This window comes from Coprobacter tertius, from assembly GCF_024330105.1.
Taxonomy (GTDB): domain Bacteria; phylum Bacteroidota; class Bacteroidia; order Bacteroidales; family Coprobacteraceae; genus Coprobacter; species Coprobacter tertius.
The window spans coordinates 48,466-70,068 of the sequence record NZ_JANDHW010000004.1; the positions used below are offsets into that span (position 1 = coordinate 48,466).

Below are 21,603 nucleotides of genomic sequence, written 5' to 3' on the forward strand. Positions count from 1 at the left end.
TCATGGGTATATATGCCTGAGTTCGGTATTTTTGAAATAATGTTCCAAAATCTGACGATAAGAATACCCTTTTTCCCCCATTACAGCCGCCCCGATCTGGCATAAGCCCACGCCATGCCCCCACCCGGCACCGATGAGGACAAACTCTTCGGGAATACCTTTTCCCGAACCCGATTTATCGACAACAAAAGCCGAACTGTATAAATGAGTTTCGGATAAAGCCCTACGTATCAGTAACTCCTTACCGATAACGACCGTGCGTTTCGTCCCTATAATCTTTAACCGGATAATCCGTCCTGATGCCCCTCTCAAAAGGGGTATCAGATCGCATATCTCTCCGAAATCTATACCCAGTTTCTTTTGCAACAACCGTGAAAGGTGCGCCTGCCGAAATTTTATGGTCCAACGAAAAAAATCCTTTGTTTCCCGGTCATAATCATTCAATACCTGATCGAGCACGGCCTCATCTCGTGTATTACAAAAAACATCGGGAACGCTGCGTATAAATATATTCGCTGCCTCTTCAGAAGAAAAATCAGGCATTATCCGATCATCCTCCCGATCGTAAACAGGCGTAAGATAATCGTGAGGGGCATTGTCCCAACACGATTCAAACCGTTCGCTTACCCCCCCGCAACATTTCGAAAAACGGGCATCACACACTTTTCCGTCATACACCAGCACTTCACCACGGGTTTCACGTACCGCTTCGGCAACCTCAGGAAGAAAAGCTTTAGTAATGCCCTGATAACGCTGACAATGATCATCGGCACAAACATCATATAAAACATGCTCTTCGCGATCGAACCATTTTATAATTTCTTCTCCATTTTCAACACATCTTTCCACCGTAGATTTATTCCCTTTTTCGGAAAGTTGCGCCAATAACCAGCTACGAGAAATTACAGCATGAGCACGTAATAATGCCGCCGAAGCCGAAGCCTTCATTTCCGATGAAATAACACTGATCAAATAAGTCTCCAAAGGGACTCGGTTTATCGCAACTAATCCCGATTCGTCGCAAATAATTTTCAATTCTCCGGGAAATCGTTGACTCTCTTTCCTCTCCCAATGAAACCGTATACCGATAAGTACTTGCGAAATATCGAACGAAATATCGGAAACCGTAGGAACAAATGATAATTCATCGTAAATCTTTTCACAAAAGCATACTTTTCCACCCTCCGACCGAATGATATAGGTTCCCGGGGCTACCATAGAGATTCCATTCAAACAAAAATCTCCATTCAATGAAAATTCCAATTCCTTACGATGTACGATACCGACTTCTATATAAGGCTCCTTATCCTGCATAGTATACATTTTATAATTTTCTTTCGCAAAGTAACATAATCTTTTGCTGTTGTCGCACTTGAAGATCAGGTTTCTGAATATTTTTTAATAAATTGCAGGCACATATCAGAAATCTACAATGAATATACTTATCGCCGATAGTGGATCTACCAAAACGGATTGGTGCCTTACCAACGGGACAAATCATTACCGTTTCGAAACAGCGGGTATCAACCCGTTCTTGCAATCGACCGAAGAAATTACATCCCAGATACAGAATATATTCGACAATCACCCGATCGATGAAGTTTTCTTTTACGGCGCAGGATGTATCGGTGAAAAAGCCATCGAAAGAGTTAGTCTGGCAATAGAGAATGCGACAGGAGTTCATCGTATAGAAATACATGACGATCTTACCGGGGCTGCCAGATCGCTATGCGGCCATAAAGCAGGAATTGCCTGTATTTTGGGAACCGGATCGAACTCATGTCAATATGACGGAGAAAAGATCGTACGTCATACTCCACCATTAGGTTATGTGTTAGGTGACGAAGGAAGCGGAAACGCATTAGGGAAACGACTACTTTCCGACTTCCTGAAAGGACAAATGCCCCGGCAGATATCCAAAGATTTCAAAGAACGTTTCGGCATTACTCAGGAAAACGTTTTGGAAGCAGTATACCGACGTCCTTTCCCTAACCGCTATATGGCCTCCTTTGCAATCTTCTTAAATATGCATGAAAATGAAGATTATACACAATATATCCTAAAAGAAAATTTCAGCAACTTTTTTAAACGTAACATATTGCAATACGACCCGGAACTACCGGTACATTTTACCGGTTCTGTTGCCTGGCATTTCAAAAAAATTCTTATCGAAACCGCTATCGCACACCATTTCAAACCGGGTCGTGTGGTAAAAAATCCCATCGACGGATTAATCTCATATCATTTACAAAACTCGATTGGTTAATACAGAAAACAAATAATAAAAAATGTCTTTTGAAAAAATTACAGAGCAATCCTCTTTATACGATAACTTAGAAAATAAACCGGTACTCGAATTACTTACCGATATTAATAATGAAGATAAAAAAGTAGCCTTCGCCGTAGAAAAGACAATACCACAAATAGAAAAACTGGTAACGGCCATCGTAAAACGAATGAAACGTGGAGGTCGTATTTTTTATATGGGTGCCGGTACGAGCGGACGGCTCGGTGTTCTCGACGCATCTGAAATTCCACCGACATACGGTATGCCGAACACGTATGTTATCGGATTAATTGCCGGAGGGGACAAAGCCCTGCGTAATCCGGTAGAATCGGCTGAAGACAGTGAAGACCGGGGCTGGCAAGAACTCTTACAGCACAATATAAATATAAACGATACCGTTATCGGCATCGCCGCTTCGGGAACGACCCCTTATGTTATCGGAGCCCTGAAACATTGCCGGGAAAAAGGTATTCTTACGGGAGCAGTCACCTGTAATCCCGGTTCTCCCGTTGCACAACAGGCCGATATACCGATCGAAGCGATTGTAGGCCCGGAATATGTGACAGGTAGTACCCGCATGAAATCGGGGACTGCACAAAAAATGATATTGAATATGATTACCACTGCAACGATGATTCGCCTCGGAAGAGTTAAAGGAAATCGCATGGTAAACATGCAACTAACCAACCGAAAGCTTATCGACAGAGGTACTCGAATGATTATGGAAGAGACTTCTCTCTCTTATGAAGAAGCTTATAACTTGTTACTATTGCATGGTTCGGTAAAAAAAGCGGTAGATGCATATCATTCAAATTCAGCATTATGAAAAATATTAATTGTTTTATTTATTATATTTCCGACGAGCAGGTACGCCAAGCTGTCGAAATATTCAGCAATTCCAAAGAAGTAAATCGCATATATCTTCTATTTCAAGGAGATAACACACCTTCAACCAAATGTTGTATTCCTCTAAAAATAAATGGAATAAATACGACAGAAACCGCAAAAGCCATTTCCCGGCTAACTGATACGGATTATTCTCTGGTATGTCTTTCGCCGGTAACTCTGATACCGGGTGCTTTTTCCGTTCAACGTTTCACTCAACTTGCAGAAGACAGCAATTCGGGTATGCTTTATTCCGACTCATACCGTACAACTGAAAAAGGAACAATAAAACATCCTTTAATAGACTATCAGGAAGGCAGTCTCAGGGATGATTTCGATTTCGGACCGCTCGTTTTATATCGATCGGAAGCATTACAAAAAGCAGTTGAAAATCTTCCGGCGTATAAACATGCAGCCTGGTATGCAATAAGATTATCTATCTCCTGCCAATATTCCATCGTTCATATCAACGAATATCTTTATAGCAATGAAGAAACCGATCTGCGTCGGTCGGGAGAAAAACAATTCGATTACGTCGATCCGAAAAATCGTGACGTACAAAAAGAAATGGAAGATGCCTGTACAATACATCTGAAAAATATCGGGGCATATCTTCCTCCTGTTTACAAAGACATTTGTAACGACACCGGTATTTTTCCCGTTGAAGCATCGGTTATTATCCCTGTATATAATCGAGAACGGACTATTGCAGACGCAATACAGTCTGTATTAAAACAAAGCTGCGATTTCCCGTTTAACATTATTGTTATCGATAACCATTCAACAGACCGAACGACAGATATTGTTTCGGAATTTTCCGAAAACAAACGCGTAATACATCTCATTCCCGAACAAACCGATTTGGGAATAGGCGGTTGCTGGACACTCGGAATACATCATCCCGAATGCGGTAGATACGCCGTACAGCTCGATAGCGACGATATTTACAAAGATAAACATACCCTGCAAACTATTATCGAAACATTTCGAAAAGAACGGTGTGCCATGGTTATCGGTAGTTACGTAATGACCGATTTCAATATGCAAGTTATTCCTCCCGGGGTAATCGATCACCGGGAATGGAGTGAAGAAAACGGCCGGAATAATGCGCTGCGAATTAATGGACTGGGCGCTCCGAGAGCTTTTTACACCCCTCTGTTACGCAAATTTAATGTTCCCAATACGAGTTACGGGGAAGATTATGCTTTAGGTCTCAGATTCTCGAGAGAATACCGTATCGGACGTATTTATGAAGTTATTTATTTATGCCGACGCTGGGAGGGAAATTCCGACGCAGCATTAGACATCGACCGAATAAATGCCAATAACCTCTATAAAGACCGGCTACGCACGATCGAGATACAAGCCCGGAAAAAAATAAATAAATTAAAAAAATAGCCATGGACTCGTTTTATCAAAAAGCACTCGATATGTTTGCCTCACAGGTGAAAAACTGGTCAATGGCTTCAAATAATTACGCTGCACTCCAAAAAATAATGACCCGCACAATTCCTTGTGGCGAAATGACAGTAAAATTACAATGTAATCCGGCCCGCATCGTCTCAACGACTTCAAACTTATCTGGCGAAAAAATAGAAAAAAGAGCGTGCTTCCTCTGTGCCCGAAACAGACCACCTGAACAGAAATCTTTACCCTGGAACGATTCTTATGAAGTATTGGTAAACCCATTCCCGATATTTCCCAAACACTTTACGATACCGGCTTTAAAACATTCTCCACAACAAATCACCGGACGAATCGACGACATGCTTTCACTGGCCCGCATTTTTTCCGATTTTGTCTTGTTTTATAACGGTCCACGATGCGGAGCTTCAGCACCGGACCACATGCATTTTCAAGCAGGGAACAAAGGGTTTCTACCCATAGAATACAACTGGGAATCACTATCGGAAAGCCTGGGAGAATACATCTTGGAATATGAAAAACTGCGGGTTTCTCATCTAAACGGTTACCCACAAACCGTCTTTATTATCGAATCGGGGAAAAAAGAAATAATCAAAACCATTTTCGGTAAATTAATAAAAATTCTATCTTCTGACAACAATGCCGGATACGAACCCATGATGAATTTATTATGCCTGTACGATAAGGATAAATGGAGATTGTATATTTTTCCAAGAAGAGCGCACCGGCCCCGCCAATATTACACGCAAGGAGAAAAACAGAGGCTAATCAGTCCCGGAACAGTAGACATCAGCGGAGTCATCATCGTACCTCGCCCTACTGATTACGAATCTATCACAGAAGAGGAAGTTTGGGATATATTGCAGCAAGTTTCGGTAACCCCCGAAGAAGAACAAAGAATTATTACCGAATTAAAGAAAATACCGTATGACTTCTGAAACACCGAAACGATCGCCTTGGTATTGGATCCCCTCGTTATATTTCGCACAAGGAATACCCTATGTCGCCGTTATGACGATTGCAGTAATCTTGTATAAACGCATGGGATGTTCTAATACCGAAATTACCCTCTATACCAGCTGGTTATATCTACCTTGGGTATTAAAACCTTTATGGAGTCCTTTCATCGACATATTTAAGACCAAACGCTGGTGGATCGTAACCATGCAGTTACTCATCGGAGCAGGCCTCGGCGGTATCGCTTTCTGTATCCCTTTACCCTTTTATTTTCAAGCGACTCTGGCCTTTTTTTGGTTACTGGCCTTTAGTTCGGCAACCCATGATATCGCAGCTGACGGATTTTATATGTTGGCGCTCGATAGCCACAAACAATCGCTTTATGTAGGAATACGCAACACTTTTTACCGCATCGCTATGATTACGGGCCAAGGGCTGTTGATTATGCTGGCAGGAGCTTTGGAGACGATGACCGGATCGCAACCTGTCGAATTTACCGTAATCGGTACGACTTCGGAAATCGTCACCGACAATGCCAGAACATACCAAAACAACGATTTTATCGTTTCCCCGGCTTCTCTGATATTATCGGCAGGAAGCATCGATAGCTTACACATACGACTTACCCGTATTCCCGAAAACAATAAAAAAATTATACTAAATACCACTTTCCTGAAAGGCGACAAAGAGCTTCACCTGATTTCGGGAGATCGGTTGGTTTTCGATCGAGAAAACTGGGAAAAAGGAGCCTGGATAACAGTAAAAGCCGATAAACGATTAAAAAAGTCATGTATGGCTACGTTTAAAGGTACCGCAGGGAATATACCGCTTGCCTGGAGTATAACATTCTTTATACTGTCGGGCTGTTTTATCATGCTAAGCCTTTACCATAAATTCGCTTTACCCCGACCGACAGAAGATCGACCGGCAAAAACCAAGACTTCCCGGGAAATATGGCAGGAATTTATACAAACATTTATCTCTTTTTTCCGGAAAAAAGAAATTGCTACCGGTTTGTTATTTTTCCTTACTTACCGTCTTTCAGAATCGCAACTGCTAAAACTCGCTTCCCCATTTATGCTCGACTCAAGGGAAACAGGAGGGTTAGGACTCAGTACCGGAGAAGTAGGGTTAGTATATGGTACCGTAGGCGTAGCCGCTCTTACCATAGGAGGAATCATCGGCGGTATAGTCGCCTCGAGACAAGGACTCCGCTTTTGGCTTTGGCCGATGGTATTTGCTATCACTTTACCTAATCTCGTTTATGTTTGGCTTGCCTATGCACAACCCGACAACCTACTGCTGATAAATACTGCCGTAGCGATTGAACAATTCGGTTATGGATTCGGATTTACCGCTTATATGTTGTATATGATCTATTTTGCAAACGGGGAACACAAAACGGCCCATTATGCAATTTGTACTGCATTTATGGCTTTGGGTATGATGTTACCGGGACTCGGAGCAGGCTGGTTACAAGAGCACATCGGTTACAGACATTTCTTTATCTGGGTAATGTTATGTTCCCTCCCGGCCTACTTCGCAGTAAAATTATTAAAAGTAGACCGAACTTTCGGTATGAAAGAAAAAAAATGAATTATCCCCTTTTTTCAATGAAAATATATACCTTCGTTCATCAAAAAAACAAAAGAATGGAAACGGTTGAATCGTTGTACGAAATCTATAAAACTCATCCCATAATTACCACCGATACCCGAAAATGTGTTCCGGGATCTTTATTTTTCGCACTGAAAGGCGATCGATTCAATGGAAACGAATTCGCCCAAAATGCAATAGATAGCGGTTGTGCATACGCCATTATAGATGAGCCTGAATATGTCACAGATAAACGGATATTATATGTAGAAAATTGCCTGAGAACACTACAAGATCTCGCACGATACCACAGACGTGTACTGGGTATTCCTATAATAGGAATTACAGGAACCAACGGCAAGACTACTACAAAGGAACTTACTGCGGCCTGCCTTTCACAACGGTTCGAAACATTGGCAACCGAAGGAAATTTAAATAATCACATCGGAGTTCCACTCACGCTACTGAAACTCACCCCCTCACACCAATTGGCAGTTATCGAAATGGGAGCCAACCACCAAGGGGAAATAAAAACACTCGCCGGTATTGCCGAACCCGATTACGGACTGATAACCAATGTCGGAAAAGCTCATTTGGAGGGTTTCGGATCGTTTGAAGGAGTAATACGTACAAAATGCGAGTTATACGATTATTTACGAGAGAACAATGGCCACATCTTTATACATCACGAAAATAAATATCTTCAACCCCAAAGTAATGGTATCGAGAAAACCGAATACGGAGAAGAAGACGGTCTGTATATCAGAGGAAAACTCACCACGTGCTCTCCTTTTTTATCTCTTGAATACCAACATAAAGGGAAAAATATCCCCGTAGATACGCACCTCATCGGCAGCTATAACCTAACGAATGTATTGGCAGCCGTGGCGATTGCCGCTTATTTCGGAGTGCCCGATGAAAAAATAAAACAAGCTCTCGAAAAATATGAGCCTCATAACAAACGGTCTCAATTACAGGAAACAAGCCATAACACGCTTATTCTCGACGCTTATAACGCTAACCCGACAAGTATGAATGCTGCCATCGATAATTTTTTATCAATGAAAACTTCTAAAAAAGCTGTTATTCTGGGTGACATGAGAGAATTGGGAAATGATAGTGAAAAAGAACATAAAATAATTATCGATAGGTTGAAAAACTCGGGATTCGATAAAATTCTACTGGCCGGAAATGAATTCTTGAAAACATGTGGAACACTTACTTGTTTTGGAACTACCGACACATTAATCGAAGAACTTAAAAAACATCCTCTCGAAGGATATACCATCCTGATTAAAGGATCGAGAGGAATGCAACTCGAAAAATGTATCGAATACCTATAAACAAATAACGTATGAAGAAACCCGACGCATTAATCTTTGATATGGACGGAACCCTGTGGGATGCCGTAAATACTTACACTTGGTGCTGGAATGAGGCATTCAGGCTTTCGAACTTACCGAACCGGCTGAAGCGGGAAGATCTGATTGGGCTTATGGGTACTCCCATCGATAAAATTATAGAAGCAGTTGCACCCGAAATGAGAGAAGAAGACCGTTCTGTATTTCAATCATTAATAAAAAAGATAGAGGAAGAAAACGAACCGCATATGGGAGGAATACTTTACCCGTATGTAAAAGAGGGTATACGGAAACTGTCGGAAAAATATCCACTGATGCTGTTAAGTAACTGTGAAAAAGGAGGATTAGCTATATTTATGAACTTTACCGGATTAACCTCCTATTTCACAGACAATATATGTTATGGAGACACTAATTTACAAAAAAGCGGAAACATGCATATATTACAGAAAAGAAACAACATAGAATATCCGGTTTATATCGGAGACACCGACGGAGACAGCCAACAGTCACAAATCGCAAACATTCCGTTCTTTTTTGTACGGTACGGTTTCGGACATACCGAAAAATATACTGAAGCATTTGACAATTTCAAAGAATTGACCGAATATTTTATAAATATCGACAACAAATAATTCACATAAAAATAAAAATATGTATACCGAACAATTCTTACCAGAGATCGAACTTCGAAAATCTAAGATACAAGAATCGTTGAGAATGACCAAGGCAGACGCAATACTCATCAATGATAACGCTAATCTGTTTTATACTTCGGGCCGTGTATTCAGCGGTTATACTTATGTTTCCGCACGAGGTGAAATATATTTCTTCGTACGGCGTCCCGTAGGACTAAAAGGTGATAATGTTATTTATATTCGCAAACCCGAGGATATCCCCTCGGAAATGCAAAAACACGGAATCCCCTTACCCGAAAAACTCCTGCTCGAGGATGATTCCCTTACTTATAACGAAAGGCTAAGATTATCGGCTATTTTCCCAAACGCCGCAATCTCGAACGGTACCCCTCTAATAAGAAATGTAAGGACACTAAAAACTCCTTATGAACTAAAGCTTATAAGAGAATCGGGAACTAAACATGCGATGATGTATCACCGAATCCCGATGACCTACAAAGAAGGTATGTCAGACACCGAATTTTCAATAGAACTGGAACGATTGGCCAGACTACACGGTTCACTGGGAATTTTTCGTATTTTCGGATCCAGCATGGAAATTTACATGGGAAGTCTCATTGCCGGCGATAATGCCGACGTACCTTCACCTTACGATTTTGCCATGGGAGGTGCCGGTAACAGTACCTCACTTCCTGTCGGAAGCAGCGGTATGCTGATACGTCCCGGAATGACGGTAATGGTAGATATGGGTGGTAATTTCACCGGATATATGAGCGATATGACTCGCGTATTTTCATTGGGAGAAATTCCAGAGCTGGCACTAAATGCACATCAGGTAGCTTTAAATATAGAAAAAACCATAGCCGGAAAAGCAAAACCGGGTGTAGCGGCTAAAGACTTATATAATCTTGCCGTAGAAATGGCTGAACAGGCAGGGCTCTCTGAATATTTTATGGGACACCGCCAACAAGCAGGTTTTATAGGACATGGTATCGGTATAGAAATTAACGAACGACCGGTATTGGCTCCGCGTTCTAAAGATATCCTTCAGGAAAATATGGTATTTGCACTCGAGCCTAAATTTGTCATACCGCATGTAGGAGCAGTCGGGGTAGAAAATACATTTATCGTTACCCGAAACGGAGTAGAAAAAGTAACAAATTGTACCGAAGAAATCGTATCATTAGACTAAATAATCGATAAAAAATAACAGATTCAAAATATAACCGGTAATTTTCCTTATCGGCGAAAATAATTACCTTTGCCAGTTGAAAATACAAAAAATGTCTATGATACTCGATGAGAATTTACTGAAGAAGCATCTGAGAAATCCTATTTTTACACTTGTCTCCGAAACGGCCGATTCGATAAACAGGCCATGTTATGTAATCGGAGGATATGTAAGGGACATTTTTCTGAAACGAAACTCTAAAGATATCGATATCGTCACGGTTGGAAGCGGGATCGAATTGGCTTCGGCCATTGCAGAGCGCCTTGGGAAAAAAGCCTATTTATCGGTTTTTAAAAATTTCGGTACGGCCCAAATAAAATATAAAAATACAGAAGTAGAATTCGTAGGAGCCCGCAAAGAATCATATACACATGATTCTCGAAAACCGGTTGTAGAAAACGGATCCTTATGCGATGACCAGAATAGACGCGATTTTACAATAAACGCTTTAGCTATTTGTCTGAATAAAGATAAATTCGGAGAACTGATCGATCCCTTTCAAGGTATTGAAGATCTGCAAAATAAAATAATACGTACCCCTCTCGACCCGGATATTACCTTTAGCGACGACCCTCTGCGAATGATGCGAGCAATTCGCTTTGCAACCCAATTACAATTCTCGATCGAAGAAAAAACTTTCGATGCTATTTCAAGAAACAAAGAACGTATAAAAATTATCTCGAAAGAACGTATCATCGACGAACTTAATAAAATCATGCTTTCTGTCAAACCTTCGACCGGTTTTTTATTATTGGAAAAAACCGGTTTACTGGCACTGATATTCCCAGAGTTACATGCGCTAAAAGGGGTAGAATCTGTTGAAGGACGCGGACATAAAGATAATTTTTATCATACCCTTACCGTTATCGATAATGTAGCGTCAAAAAGCGATAATTTATGGCTTCGCTGGGCAGCTCTATTTCATGATATAGCCAAACCTGTAACAAAACGATACGACGAAAAACTCGGTTGGACATTTTACAATCATAACTTTATCGGCATGAAAATGCTACCTGGTATTTTCCGGAGGTTAAAGTTACCGCTAAACGATAAACTGAAATATGTACAGAAAATTGTGGAATTACACATGAGACCTATCGTTTTAGCAGAAGAAGAAGTTACTGACTCTGCCGTAAGAAGGCTTTTATTCGATGCCGGAGACAATATCGATGACCTTATGCTATTATGCGAAGCGGATATAACTTCTAAAAATCCGGAAAAAGTCAAGCGTTTTCTCACAAATTTCGCCCAAGTACGTAAAAAACTTAAAGAAATAGAAGAAAAAGATCGTATTCGTAATATGCAACCGCCTATAAGCGGAGAAGAAATCATGCAAATTTTCGCCCTTCCTCCCTGTCGTAAAGTCGGAGAAATAAAAAGTGCTATTAAAGATGCCATTCTCGATGGAATAATTCCTAACGAAAGAGAAGCTGCTTTGCGGTATATGATCAAAACAGCCGAAAGTATGGGATTGACTCTTAAAAATAATAGGAATTTATAAGATCCCGACATTACCCATAAATAGAAACGCATATCTATCGAGTTCTTCTTAAAGGCATCTGTTGCGATAATCTAAGACAACTGACCACCGCTGCCACAACGGCAAAAACAGCCCCTAATAACAGACTTGCGGATGTACCGCCCTGATGAGGGAAAAAGCTGAACAACAGTGCGACTAACGTCGCTCCCGAAGTCTGGCCCAACAACCGGGCCGTACCCATCATTCCACTGGCACCCCCGCTACGCTCGGTCGGTGCTGAAGACATAATAGTACTATTATTAGGAGTTTGAAACAAACCGAAGCCAGCACCGCATACAAGCATTCTCCATATAATATCCATATCGGAGGGGGACGAAACCGTAGCCAATAAATACAACCCGGTAGCGAATATCAACATACCGATGCATCCGAGAATACCGGCATGCATACGCTCGACCAAATATCCCGCCAAAGGAGCCGTAAACAGAGTCGCAACAGGCCAGGGAGTAAGAAGCAGCCCGGTTGCAACATCACTGCGCCCCAATGTATTTTGTAAAAAAAACGGCAAGGCAACCATTGCCAGCATTTGTGCTGTAAACGAACAGATCGATGTAATGATAGAAAGTGTAAAAATAGGTATTTTCAATAAATCGATCGGTAACAGGGGAATTTCAAGCTTCAATTGACGACGGATATAATAAGTTCCTACTATCGCCAGAAAAAATAGTTGTATCATCAGAAAATCTATTCTCTCATGGTGAGCAATACCTTCCATCGAATAGATCAATAATCCGAAAGTAAGCGCATTAGCAACCGCACTCGGAATATCAAACCGGTGAGCATGCCTTATTTCTCTTTTCGGTAAAAAAATAAGTCCCATAATAAGCGCCAATATCGCTACCGGAATATTTATAATAAAAAGCCAATGCCATGAAGCAAACGACAGGATTGCACTGGCAACTGAAGGCCCTGCAACAGCCGATACTGCAACAACCATCGCATTGATCCCCATCCCGCGTCCTAAATATTTTCGCGGATATATCATCCGCAACTGCGCGATATTGACACTTGCAATCGCCGATGCTCCAACTCCTTGCAAGACACGTGCGGTCGTCAACATCCAAAAAGTTGTAGACAGAGCACATATCAATGAAGTTACACAAAAAAGAGCCACTCCGGAAAGAAAAACAACCCGGTATCCGTAAATATCACCTAACGAAGAAAAGGAAAGCAAAGAAACTGTAATCGCCAACTGATATGCATTCATTACCCAGATCGTCGTAGAAGGAGAAGTCCCGAATTCGTGTGATAAAGTCGGTAAAACGATATTTACAATATTGGCATCGAGGACAGACATAACCAAAGCAATAGAAGCCGCAATTACAGCCCATAATCGTTTACGCCCCGGTAAACCATCATTTTCCTCTATTTTTATAACCGGATTTTTAAACATCTCGTGCGATTTATAAAAATCTGTGCAAAATTACCTTTTTTCAATCAATCCGGTATGTGATATGTGGTAAAAAAGTCCCCTAAAAGTGAAATTATATAAATAAAAAAATGTCAGAATAATATCTAATCTAAAAAGGCTCTTCATTACTCAATTATCATCCGAAATTATAAAATAAAAACCGACTTTTTCAAGCCGGTATTATCTTTAAATATATAGTAAAATCAAGCTCCCAGAACACGCTTTAACGTATTCACCTGATTATTCCACAATTCTATACTATCCTGTTTCTCCCCCTCTTCAGCAAAATCGGTGATTTCAAGAACAACATTTCCCGTAAGTTCAGCCACATTAATACGAAATTCAAAATATGTTTTCGTATCTTCATCATCCAACCAGTGAAAACGTATAAAGTTACCAACTCTGAATGTCGTTTGCATGGCCTGCTGAGGTGTCTTATTCCAGTAAAATGTATATAATTTTCCGTCAGCGACAACATCGTCGGCAAACCAATCGGCAAGCCCGTTAACAGTTCCGATATAAGTCCATAGTACCGAAGGAGATACATTATTTAAACTATATTCAACGATGTATTTTTCCTTTTTCATTCGTACAGATTTATAAGATTTATGTTCGTTTATGTAAAATCAAAAATTTATCGGCGGCTAATATATGTATTAAATTTATATCTTACATATCTTTATTTCATTTTTTAAAGCTCTAATTAGTTTTTTACGCTACAAAGCTTTGAGAAAAGAATTTACAATTCTGTATTATAGATCATTATCAAACAAGAAATAAAAACCGATATAAATTTATGTCCAAACGTTGCATTATTTAAAAAAGTATTATATCTTTGCACCGCATTTAAAACGATGGCGGGATAGCTCAGTTGGTTAGAGCGTCGGATTCATAACCCGGAGGTCACGAGTTCAACTCTCGTTCCCGCTACATAAAAGAAGAAATAATCAAAAGATTATTTCTTCTTTTTTATTATTGTGTTGTTGACATATTCTAATGAGGGTAAACAGTAAACATATCCTTATATAAAAAACGAAATCAAAGTTCTTTTTCCTCATCCGGTTCAGAACCCCCAAAAACGGCTGAACGCTTATAACTTCAAATATAATTGCCATATACTCCTTTACATAACAATTTGTACCCAAAGGATTATATGGCAATTAAAATTATCGATAAAAATCCGGTTATCTATAAAATATACAATTTATTATTCTCTTTCTTTGAGTATGAAACAGATAACTCCCGAATTTACCAATTCCTCATGCGTTATAAATCGGGAGGGTAATAGTTTGTTCCCTACTTGTACCTTATCGATATATATCGAATTCGGTGTCGGACGCACGATTTTTATCTCTATTTTGTCTTTCTTATAATAACGCGAATCCAAATGTATTGTTATTTTATCGAATGTCGGAGAAGTAATCGTATAACGTGGTAGCCCCGGACAATCGGGATAGAAACCCATCATACTGAAAACCGCCCAAGCAGACATTGTTCCGGTATCGTCGTTACCCGGAATTCCATCCGGCGTATTTTTGAAGTATTTTTTCAACAAACGATTTACCTCCCTATCGGTACGCCACCCCTCATCTTTAAATTGTGAGAACAAATACGGATATGCGATATCCGGTTCATTTGCGGGATCATACAGGTTTTCATCGAAGACCTTCTGCAATTTATTTACAAATGCCTTTTTACCTCCCATAAGTTTGGCAAGTCCAGGAATATCATGTGGAACATAAAATGTATAATTCCAAGCATTTCCTTCATGGAAACCGGGCGACGGTTCGAAATTTTCGCCTTCTTTCGGATCGAATGGTGAATAAAATTTTCCATCGGGCAATATAGGACGTAGGGTCCCGAATTTCTTATCGTAATAATGTTTATAGCCTAAAGAACGTTTATAAAATAAAACGGAATCGTCTTTTTTCCCCAAGTCAGCAGCCAGTCGCGACAAAGCAAAATCGGCAATATAATATTCGAGCGCATGCGATACCGAATTATCGTATTTCTCGGTAAGAGGAACATATCCTTTACTCATATAATCGTCATTATCAGGACGCATCAGATTCTCTTTTCCGGGAAGAGTCGCTGATTTATACATCGCCTCATAAGCAGTATTAATATCAAAATCACGCAAACCTCTCAACCATGTATCGGCAATAACCGGTATAGAAGGATCTCCTTCCATGGTGAGTGTTTCTCTCCCGTACAATTCCCATTTGGGTAACCAACCGTGCTCCTTATACATATCTATCATCGATCTTACCATATCGATCTGTTTCTCTGGATAAACCAGCGACAACAGCTGATGAACATTCCGGTAAGTATCCCAAAGTGAAAATACAGTATAACGATTGCCTTTTGTCGTTTTAATTTCTGCACTTTCCATCGCCGGATATTGCCCGTTTACATCCTGTAATGTATTAGGATGTATCAAGAGATGGTATAATCCGGTGTAGAAAATAGTTTTTTCATCTTCGGTCCCCCCTGTAACATCGATGCGAGATAGTTGCTTGTCCCACTCCAACATGGCTTTATAACGAACGTTTTCAAAATCGAAACCCGGTTGTTCTTTATCGAGGTTCTCCCGAGCATTCTCGATACTTACAAAAGAAACCCCTATTTGCACCTCTATCTGTTCATCCTTCTTTGTTTGATAAGTAAAAAAAGCCCCTACATCATCCCCCGCAATCTCTTTTGCATACCGGGTATAAATTTTATAACGACCGTTATCGGGATCCCACTGAGCTTCAGTTCCTGTCATCGCCCTTTGTTTTTTCCAGTATCCCAATTGCAGAGGTGTCTTATTCACACGCATTACAAAGTAAATTGGGAAAACGGCTTGCGGATTATAACAGAATGTTCCGAGTAATTTTACGCCTTCAATTTCCCGGTCATTCACTCGTCGCAACATAGCCCCGCTTTCATTGGTCAACCCCTCCCCTAAATTCATTAATATATGACTTTCTCCTTTCGGAAAAGTGAAACGGGCAATCGATGTACGACGAGTAGCCGAAACTTCTGTCTGAATATTATAATTTGTCAAATGATTAGAATAATAACCCGGCTCGGCTTTCTCATCGTTATATGCACTACCATACTTTTTATAATCTACCTCAAGGGTTCCAGAAATAGGCATAAGTAATAAACTTCCTAAATCGGGACATCCTACACCACTGAGATTTACATGAGAATAACCGGTAAAATATTTGTTATAGTATTCATACGGAGTAGACCACCATCGAGCATCTTTATCAAATTTATTAGTTTCAGAACCCATTACATTAAACGGAACGACAGACATCATACCATTAGGCAAAACGGCACCCGGATTTGTAGTACCGAAGTTTGTAGTACCGATAAACGGATTTACATAATGAAATCCCGATATCCCGATGTCCGAATCATTCCAAAAATCATCTGTTTCCTGCGCAACCAATAAAAAGGGACACAACAAAATCATCAAAAAAAACACAATTACTACTCTTCTCATATTGTAAATTATATATATGAATTTTCTTTTGTGAATTTCACAATTTCAGGAATATAACCGAATACCAACCCGGTAACCGTATCGGCACATCCGTAATAAACGGCAATTCTTCCCGTTTTCTCATCATGTAGAGCCGCACAAGGGAAAGTTACATTCGGGACATCACCCACACATTCATATATTTTCTGCGGAGAGATCAAATAAGGACCCGAACGGTATTTCACTTTCCAGGGTTCGTCAAGATCGAGCAATGCCGAACCAAAACTATAAACAAACCCATTACAAGAGTTCAGTACTCCATGATAAATAAGCAACCATCCTTCCGGTGTTTCTATGGGAGTGGGACCGGCTCCTATTTTAGTACATTGCCAGGCACTTTTCTCAAAAGGGGCCGGCGACATAACATGACGATGACGTCCCCAATAACACATATCCGGCGTTTCGCTGTAAAATATGTCACCAAACGGTGTATGACCGTTATCACTCGGACGACTCAGCATGGCAAATTTACCGTTTATTTTCCGTGGAAACAAAACTCCGTTACGATTAAATGGAATAAACGCATTCTCGAGCTGATGAAATGTTTCGAAATCGGTTGTCCAAGCTACCCCTATCGTAGGTCCGTGATAGCCATTACACCAAGTCACATAATATCGTCCTTCGATAAAACAAACACGAGGATCATATCCGTATACCCACTCTCCGATCTCAGGATCGTCACAACAAAATTTCAACGGTTGAGGGTTAATATTCCAATCGATACCGTTCTTACTAAAACCTACGTGCAGACGCATACGCCGGTTAGTATCATCACAACGAAATACTCCGGCAAAAACACCGTTAAACCTCACGACAGCACTATTGAAAATACTGTTAGATGTCGGCAATAAATTACGGGGAATAATAGGATTAGCCGAATAACGCCACATAACCTCTTTACATCCCTCAGGCCGCTCTTCCCACGGCATATTCATATTCTGACTCATAGCTTTATTATTTTTAGCAAATTGAATTATAATGTTATTTCATGCATTTTTTTTAGTAATCTCATCGTAAGTAAAAGGGACAAAATAGGTTATTAGAAAAGATGGTATAGTCGCAACCAATACAAAGATGAAAAATATCTTATACCCCAAAAGATCACTTATATACCCGCTGGCCATTCCCGGCAACATAACCCCGAGGTTCATTATCCCCGATGCAAATGCGTAATGAGCCATCTGGTGTTTTCCGGGAGCGATTTGCTGCATCATAAATAATGTAAGACCAACAAACCCGAAACCATACCCGAAATATTCGAAAACTATGCCGCTTCCGATAATCCATTCGGAAGAAGGCTGAAACATTGCGAAGAAAGTATAAACCATAAATGGAAAATTAAAAACACAACACAGAGAAAATAATGTTTTCTTTAATCCGAAATGGGAAATATAATAGCCTGCCAAAAGCGATCCCAATACAAATGCCGCAGCTCCAAACGTACCGTAATATAAGCCGATCTGTTGTTCGGTTAATCCTAATCCGCCCTCTCCCCGTGACGCTTTTAAAAATAAAGGCACAACCTTCATGACAAAACCTTCGGCAAAACGGTAGAGGATAATAAAAAAAACATAATAGATAATATGTTTTTTTCTAAAGAACTCTTTTATCACTTTCCATAAAGCCGCCAGTGTCTCTATTACCGTTTGGGTCCTCTGATGAGTTCCTCCTCCTGAAGGCAACATTTTGATATGGTACAAACCGAGTAATATCATCGTCGCTCCGATTATCATCATTATTATCATCCATGCCTTAACGTTCGCGTCATGATTTGCTGTCGCAGAAGAATCTGCCCCTCCTCCATAATGATTTATCAGAAAACCGGCCAAATACACTAAAAAACCCGTACCCACAATCTTCGCAATATTGTAAAAAGCACCTTGCCAGCCGATATATTTAGCCTGTTGCGATTTCGACAGCTCATTCATATACACGCCATCGCACGCAATATCATGAGTCGCTCCACTAAACGCTATTACTGCCAATAATACAATAGAAACAGCAAAATAATGAGGAAGATGCAATGAAAGTGCGACCAGACCAAATACAACGCCTGTTATAACTTGAGTGATAACGACAAAGAATTTTTTTGTTTTATACATTTCAAGGAAAGGACTCCACAAGGGTTTCAATGTCCAGGGCAGTATAATTAAAGAAGTCCAAAATGTAATTTGCGCATCGGAGGTACCGAGCCCTTTAAACATAAGTACCGTCACCATATTTAGTATAACAAACGGCAACCCCATTGCAAAATACGAAGAAGGAACCCAACTTACAGGGTTTCGTTTCAATTTATTCAATTTCATGAAAAATAACGATTGATCAAATTTTATTTATCCGTTCCCCATTCCGAGGGTTTATCTCCCATCTCCAAAACCAGAGTTCCTCCGTTTTCTATATCACGATGGCTAAAGAAGGGAATATCCAGCTCGGCCCCGTTCAAAAAAGCCTGCTGTACATATTTATTTTTCGCCGAATTATTATGTGTCCTTACCGTAAAGATTTTGCCTCCGGGTAAATGTATTTTCACCTCATCGAACAGAGGGCGGCCAATCGAATAAGTAGGATCACCCGGACAAACCTGATAAAAACCGATAGAATTAAGAATAAACCAAGCCGACATCTGCCCACAGTCTTCATTTCCTGACAGCCCATCGGGTTTTGCCGAATACTGACTTACAAAAACACTATCCACCAATTGCTGAGTTTTCCATGGATAACCTACATAATTATACAAGTGTATTATATGATGACTCGGTTCATTCCCATGCGCATACTGACCTATCAGTCCCGATATATCGGCTGATACCAAATTCCCGTCGATCTCGGAGCTGACCATAAATAATGAATCGAGTTTTCCGATAAATGCATCACGTCCTCCCATGAGTTTTACCAACCCGGGAATATCCTGTGGAACAAACCAGGTCCATTGCCAAGCAGTACCTTCACAATAATCGTCGTTACGATGATTCGACGATCGGGGATTGAAAGGTGTACGCCATTTGCCCTTATCGTCTAATCCTCTCATAAACCGAGTAGAAGGATCGAAATATTTTTTATACGCTTTAGAGAATTCATCGTATTTTTTATAATTAGTACTATCTCCCAACTGACCGGCTAACTGAGCGATACACCAATCATCATATGCATATTCCAAACCTTTAGCAACCGACTCATCCTCGAGATTACAAGGAATATACCCCTGTTTGTTTTTATAATATTTTGCCTTAGGCATAAGAAAAGGCAAGACCGGCTTAGGACAATGAATACCCGCCGTGTCATAAACAGCAGCACGCAAACACGCCTGATATGCTTTATACACATCAAAATCACGATATCCTTTCATATACGAATCCAAAATGAGCGATGCAGCATGATAGCCGATCATCGTTCCGGTATAATTCGAGGCCAAATCCCACATGGGGTAAATACCGCCTTCTTCCGACTTTTTGATCAGCGAGCGAATAAATGCTTCATTCCTTGCCGGGTCTATAATTGTCAGTAAAGGATGTAAAGCTCTGAAAGTATCCCACAGAGAGAAAACCGTATAAACCGGTTCTTCGGGTAACGTTTTATGTATTTTCAAATCCATCCCTAAATAACGGCCATCTACATCGGTAAAGAGATTCGGAGCTATAGCTGCATGATACATAGAGGTATAAAATATAGTCTTTTGCACACTGTCTTGTGTAGAAACTTCTATTTTAGAAAGGTAATTATTCCATTCTTTTTTAGCATCGGCCCTCACTTTGTCGAAATCCCAACCGGGGATTTCCGTTTCCACATTCTTTCGGGCTCCCTCACAATCTACAGCAGATATACCGATTTTCACCAAAACTTCTTCTGAATTTTTCGTCGTAAAACTCAATAAAACTTTCGAGCGCGCTTCCTTTTTATCTTTTCCGGGAACATATACCGAATCATTAAAGACCTCAAAAGTAAACGGTTTCGAAAACTTTGCATAAAAATTTATATATTGGTCGAAAGCCCAATAAGCAGTCTTTTTATGCCCTTGAATTTCTGTATCGCTAATAACTTCGATCTCCATATCTTCATTTTTCTGTCCCTGAAGACTATAATCAAGATCGACAATGAAGCCCGAATTATCACTCTTTGGAAACGTATATCGATGGATAGCCGAGCGTTTCGAAGAGGTAATTTCAGCCTTTACTCCGTATCGATCTAAAAAAACAGAATAATACCCGGGAATCGCTACTTCATTTTTATGGGAAAACCGAGAAGCATATGTCTTTTGCTGACTATTATCCGGTTCAGGATCTATGTGTTTCTCCCCTACGGTCGGCATCAGCAATATATCCCCGTAATCTCCGCAACCTGTTCCGCTTAAATGCGTATGGGAAAATCCGTTTATCGTAGTATCGGAATAATGATACCCCGAACAAGCATCCCACTGGTAAATACGTGTATCGGGACTAGGCTGTATCATACCGTAAGGTACTACGGCACCCGGGAAAGTATGTCCGTGCCCACCGGTACCGATAAAAGGATCTACATAACGAGAGTAATCGGAAGTGTATTTTTCCGTAGTATTACATGCGATTAATAATAATGCCTGAAGAGGCATCAATTTCAATAAAATGTGTTTCATAAAAAGATTATTGGCCTATATTCCAAGGCATAAAAAACATACTACCCAACTGTGTTATCAATTTAATAACCAGTATCAAATTCATCCAAAATCAATTGATAATTTTCCCGCACATGCCTAAAACCAAA

The 21,603-nt window shown here is 40.3% G+C and carries 16 protein-coding genes and 1 tRNA gene; 10 read left to right on the forward strand and 7 right to left on the reverse strand.

Annotated features, from left to right (window positions below; genetic code table 11):
- Nucleotides 1-1,314, reverse strand: a complete 1,314-nt coding sequence (locus NMU02_RS05160) for a SpoIID/LytB domain-containing protein (RefSeq protein WP_354003103.1) — start codon at nt 1,312-1,314, stop codon at nt 1-3.
- Between the two features lie 118 nt (nt 1,315-1,432).
- Between NMU02_RS05160 and NMU02_RS05165 the strand changes: the two genes are divergently transcribed.
- The 9 genes from NMU02_RS05165 to NMU02_RS05205 all read left to right on the forward strand — a co-directional run bounded on the left by NMU02_RS05165 (nt 1,433) and on the right by NMU02_RS05205 (nt 11,881).
- Nucleotides 1,433-2,266 carry an ATPase gene (locus NMU02_RS05165; RefSeq protein WP_255026293.1) on the forward strand — a complete coding sequence of 278 codons (834 nt, stop codon included), beginning with the start codon at nt 1,433-1,435 and terminating at the stop codon, nt 2,264-2,266.
- Between the two features lie 22 nt (nt 2,267-2,288).
- Nucleotides 2,289-3,113: an N-acetylmuramic acid 6-phosphate etherase gene (gene murQ / locus NMU02_RS05170; protein WP_255026294.1), complete on the forward strand. Its 825-nt coding sequence runs from the start codon at nt 2,289-2,291 to the stop codon at nt 3,111-3,113.
- Nucleotides 3,107-4,570, forward strand: a complete 1,464-nt coding sequence (locus NMU02_RS05175) for a glycosyltransferase family 2 protein (protein WP_435522018.1) — start codon at nt 3,107-3,109, stop codon at nt 4,568-4,570. Before murQ ends, NMU02_RS05175 begins: the two co-directional genes overlap by 7 nt.
- Nucleotides 4,571-4,572: 2 nt before the next feature.
- Nucleotides 4,573-5,535: a DUF4922 domain-containing protein gene (locus NMU02_RS05180; protein ID WP_255026296.1), complete on the forward strand. Its 963-nt coding sequence runs from the start codon at nt 4,573-4,575 to the stop codon at nt 5,533-5,535.
- A complete protein-coding gene (locus NMU02_RS05185) occupies nt 5,525-7,150 on the forward strand; it encodes an MFS transporter (RefSeq protein ID WP_255026297.1) in 1,626 nt (541 codons plus the stop codon). Before NMU02_RS05180 ends, NMU02_RS05185 begins: the two co-directional genes overlap by 11 nt.
- A 56-nt stretch (nt 7,151-7,206) precedes the next feature.
- Nucleotides 7,207-8,493: a UDP-N-acetylmuramoyl-tripeptide--D-alanyl-D-alanine ligase gene (locus NMU02_RS05190; RefSeq protein WP_255026298.1), complete on the forward strand. Its 1,287-nt coding sequence runs from the start codon at nt 7,207-7,209 to the stop codon at nt 8,491-8,493.
- Nucleotides 8,494-8,504: 11 nt separating this feature from the next.
- Nucleotides 8,505-9,146 carry an HAD family hydrolase gene (locus NMU02_RS05195; RefSeq protein ID WP_255026299.1) on the forward strand — a complete coding sequence of 214 codons (642 nt, stop codon included), beginning with the start codon at nt 8,505-8,507 and terminating at the stop codon, nt 9,144-9,146.
- Between the two features lie 19 nt (nt 9,147-9,165).
- Nucleotides 9,166-10,341, forward strand: a complete 1,176-nt coding sequence (locus NMU02_RS05200) for a M24 family metallopeptidase (RefSeq protein WP_255026301.1) — start codon at nt 9,166-9,168, stop codon at nt 10,339-10,341.
- A 97-nt stretch (nt 10,342-10,438) separates the two neighbouring features.
- Entirely contained in the window at nt 10,439-11,881 is a 1,443-nt protein-coding gene (locus tag NMU02_RS05205; protein ID WP_255026575.1) for a CCA tRNA nucleotidyltransferase, read from the forward strand.
- Between the two features lie 34 nt (nt 11,882-11,915).
- Here the strand turns inward: NMU02_RS05205 and NMU02_RS05210 are convergent, their stop codons facing one another.
- Nucleotides 11,916-13,313: an MFS transporter gene (locus tag NMU02_RS05210; RefSeq protein ID WP_255026302.1), complete on the reverse strand. Its 1,398-nt coding sequence runs from the start codon at nt 13,311-13,313 to the stop codon at nt 11,916-11,918.
- Nucleotides 13,314-13,534: 221 nt separating this feature from the next.
- A complete protein-coding gene (locus NMU02_RS05215) occupies nt 13,535-13,918 on the reverse strand; it encodes an START-like domain-containing protein (protein WP_255026303.1) in 384 nt (127 codons plus the stop codon).
- Between the two features lie 269 nt (nt 13,919-14,187).
- Here NMU02_RS05215 and NMU02_RS05220 point away from each other — a divergent pair.
- Nucleotides 14,188-14,261 (forward strand) — tRNA-Met (locus NMU02_RS05220).
- Nucleotides 14,262-14,538: 277 nt separating this feature from the next.
- Here the strand turns inward: NMU02_RS05220 and NMU02_RS05225 are convergent.
- The 4 genes from NMU02_RS05225 to NMU02_RS05240 are packed head-to-tail and all read right to left on the reverse strand — an operon-like array spanning nt 14,539 to nt 21,451.
- A complete protein-coding gene (locus tag NMU02_RS05225; RefSeq protein ID WP_255026310.1) occupies nt 14,539-16,827 on the reverse strand; it encodes a GH92 family glycosyl hydrolase in 2,289 nt (762 codons plus the stop codon).
- 8 nt (nt 16,828-16,835) lie between these two features.
- A complete protein-coding gene (locus NMU02_RS05230; protein ID WP_255026312.1) occupies nt 16,836-17,813 on the reverse strand; it encodes a glycoside hydrolase family 130 protein in 978 nt (325 codons plus the stop codon).
- A 39-nt stretch (nt 17,814-17,852) separates the two neighbouring features.
- Nucleotides 17,853-19,172, reverse strand: coding sequence for an MFS transporter (locus tag NMU02_RS05235; RefSeq protein WP_255026314.1), 1,320 nt, complete (start codon nt 19,170-19,172; stop codon nt 17,853-17,855).
- 23 nt (nt 19,173-19,195) lie between these two features.
- Nucleotides 19,196-21,451, reverse strand: a complete 2,256-nt coding sequence (locus NMU02_RS05240) for a GH92 family glycosyl hydrolase (protein WP_435522019.1) — start codon at nt 21,449-21,451, stop codon at nt 19,196-19,198.
- Nucleotides 21,452-21,603 lie beyond the last annotated feature (152 nt).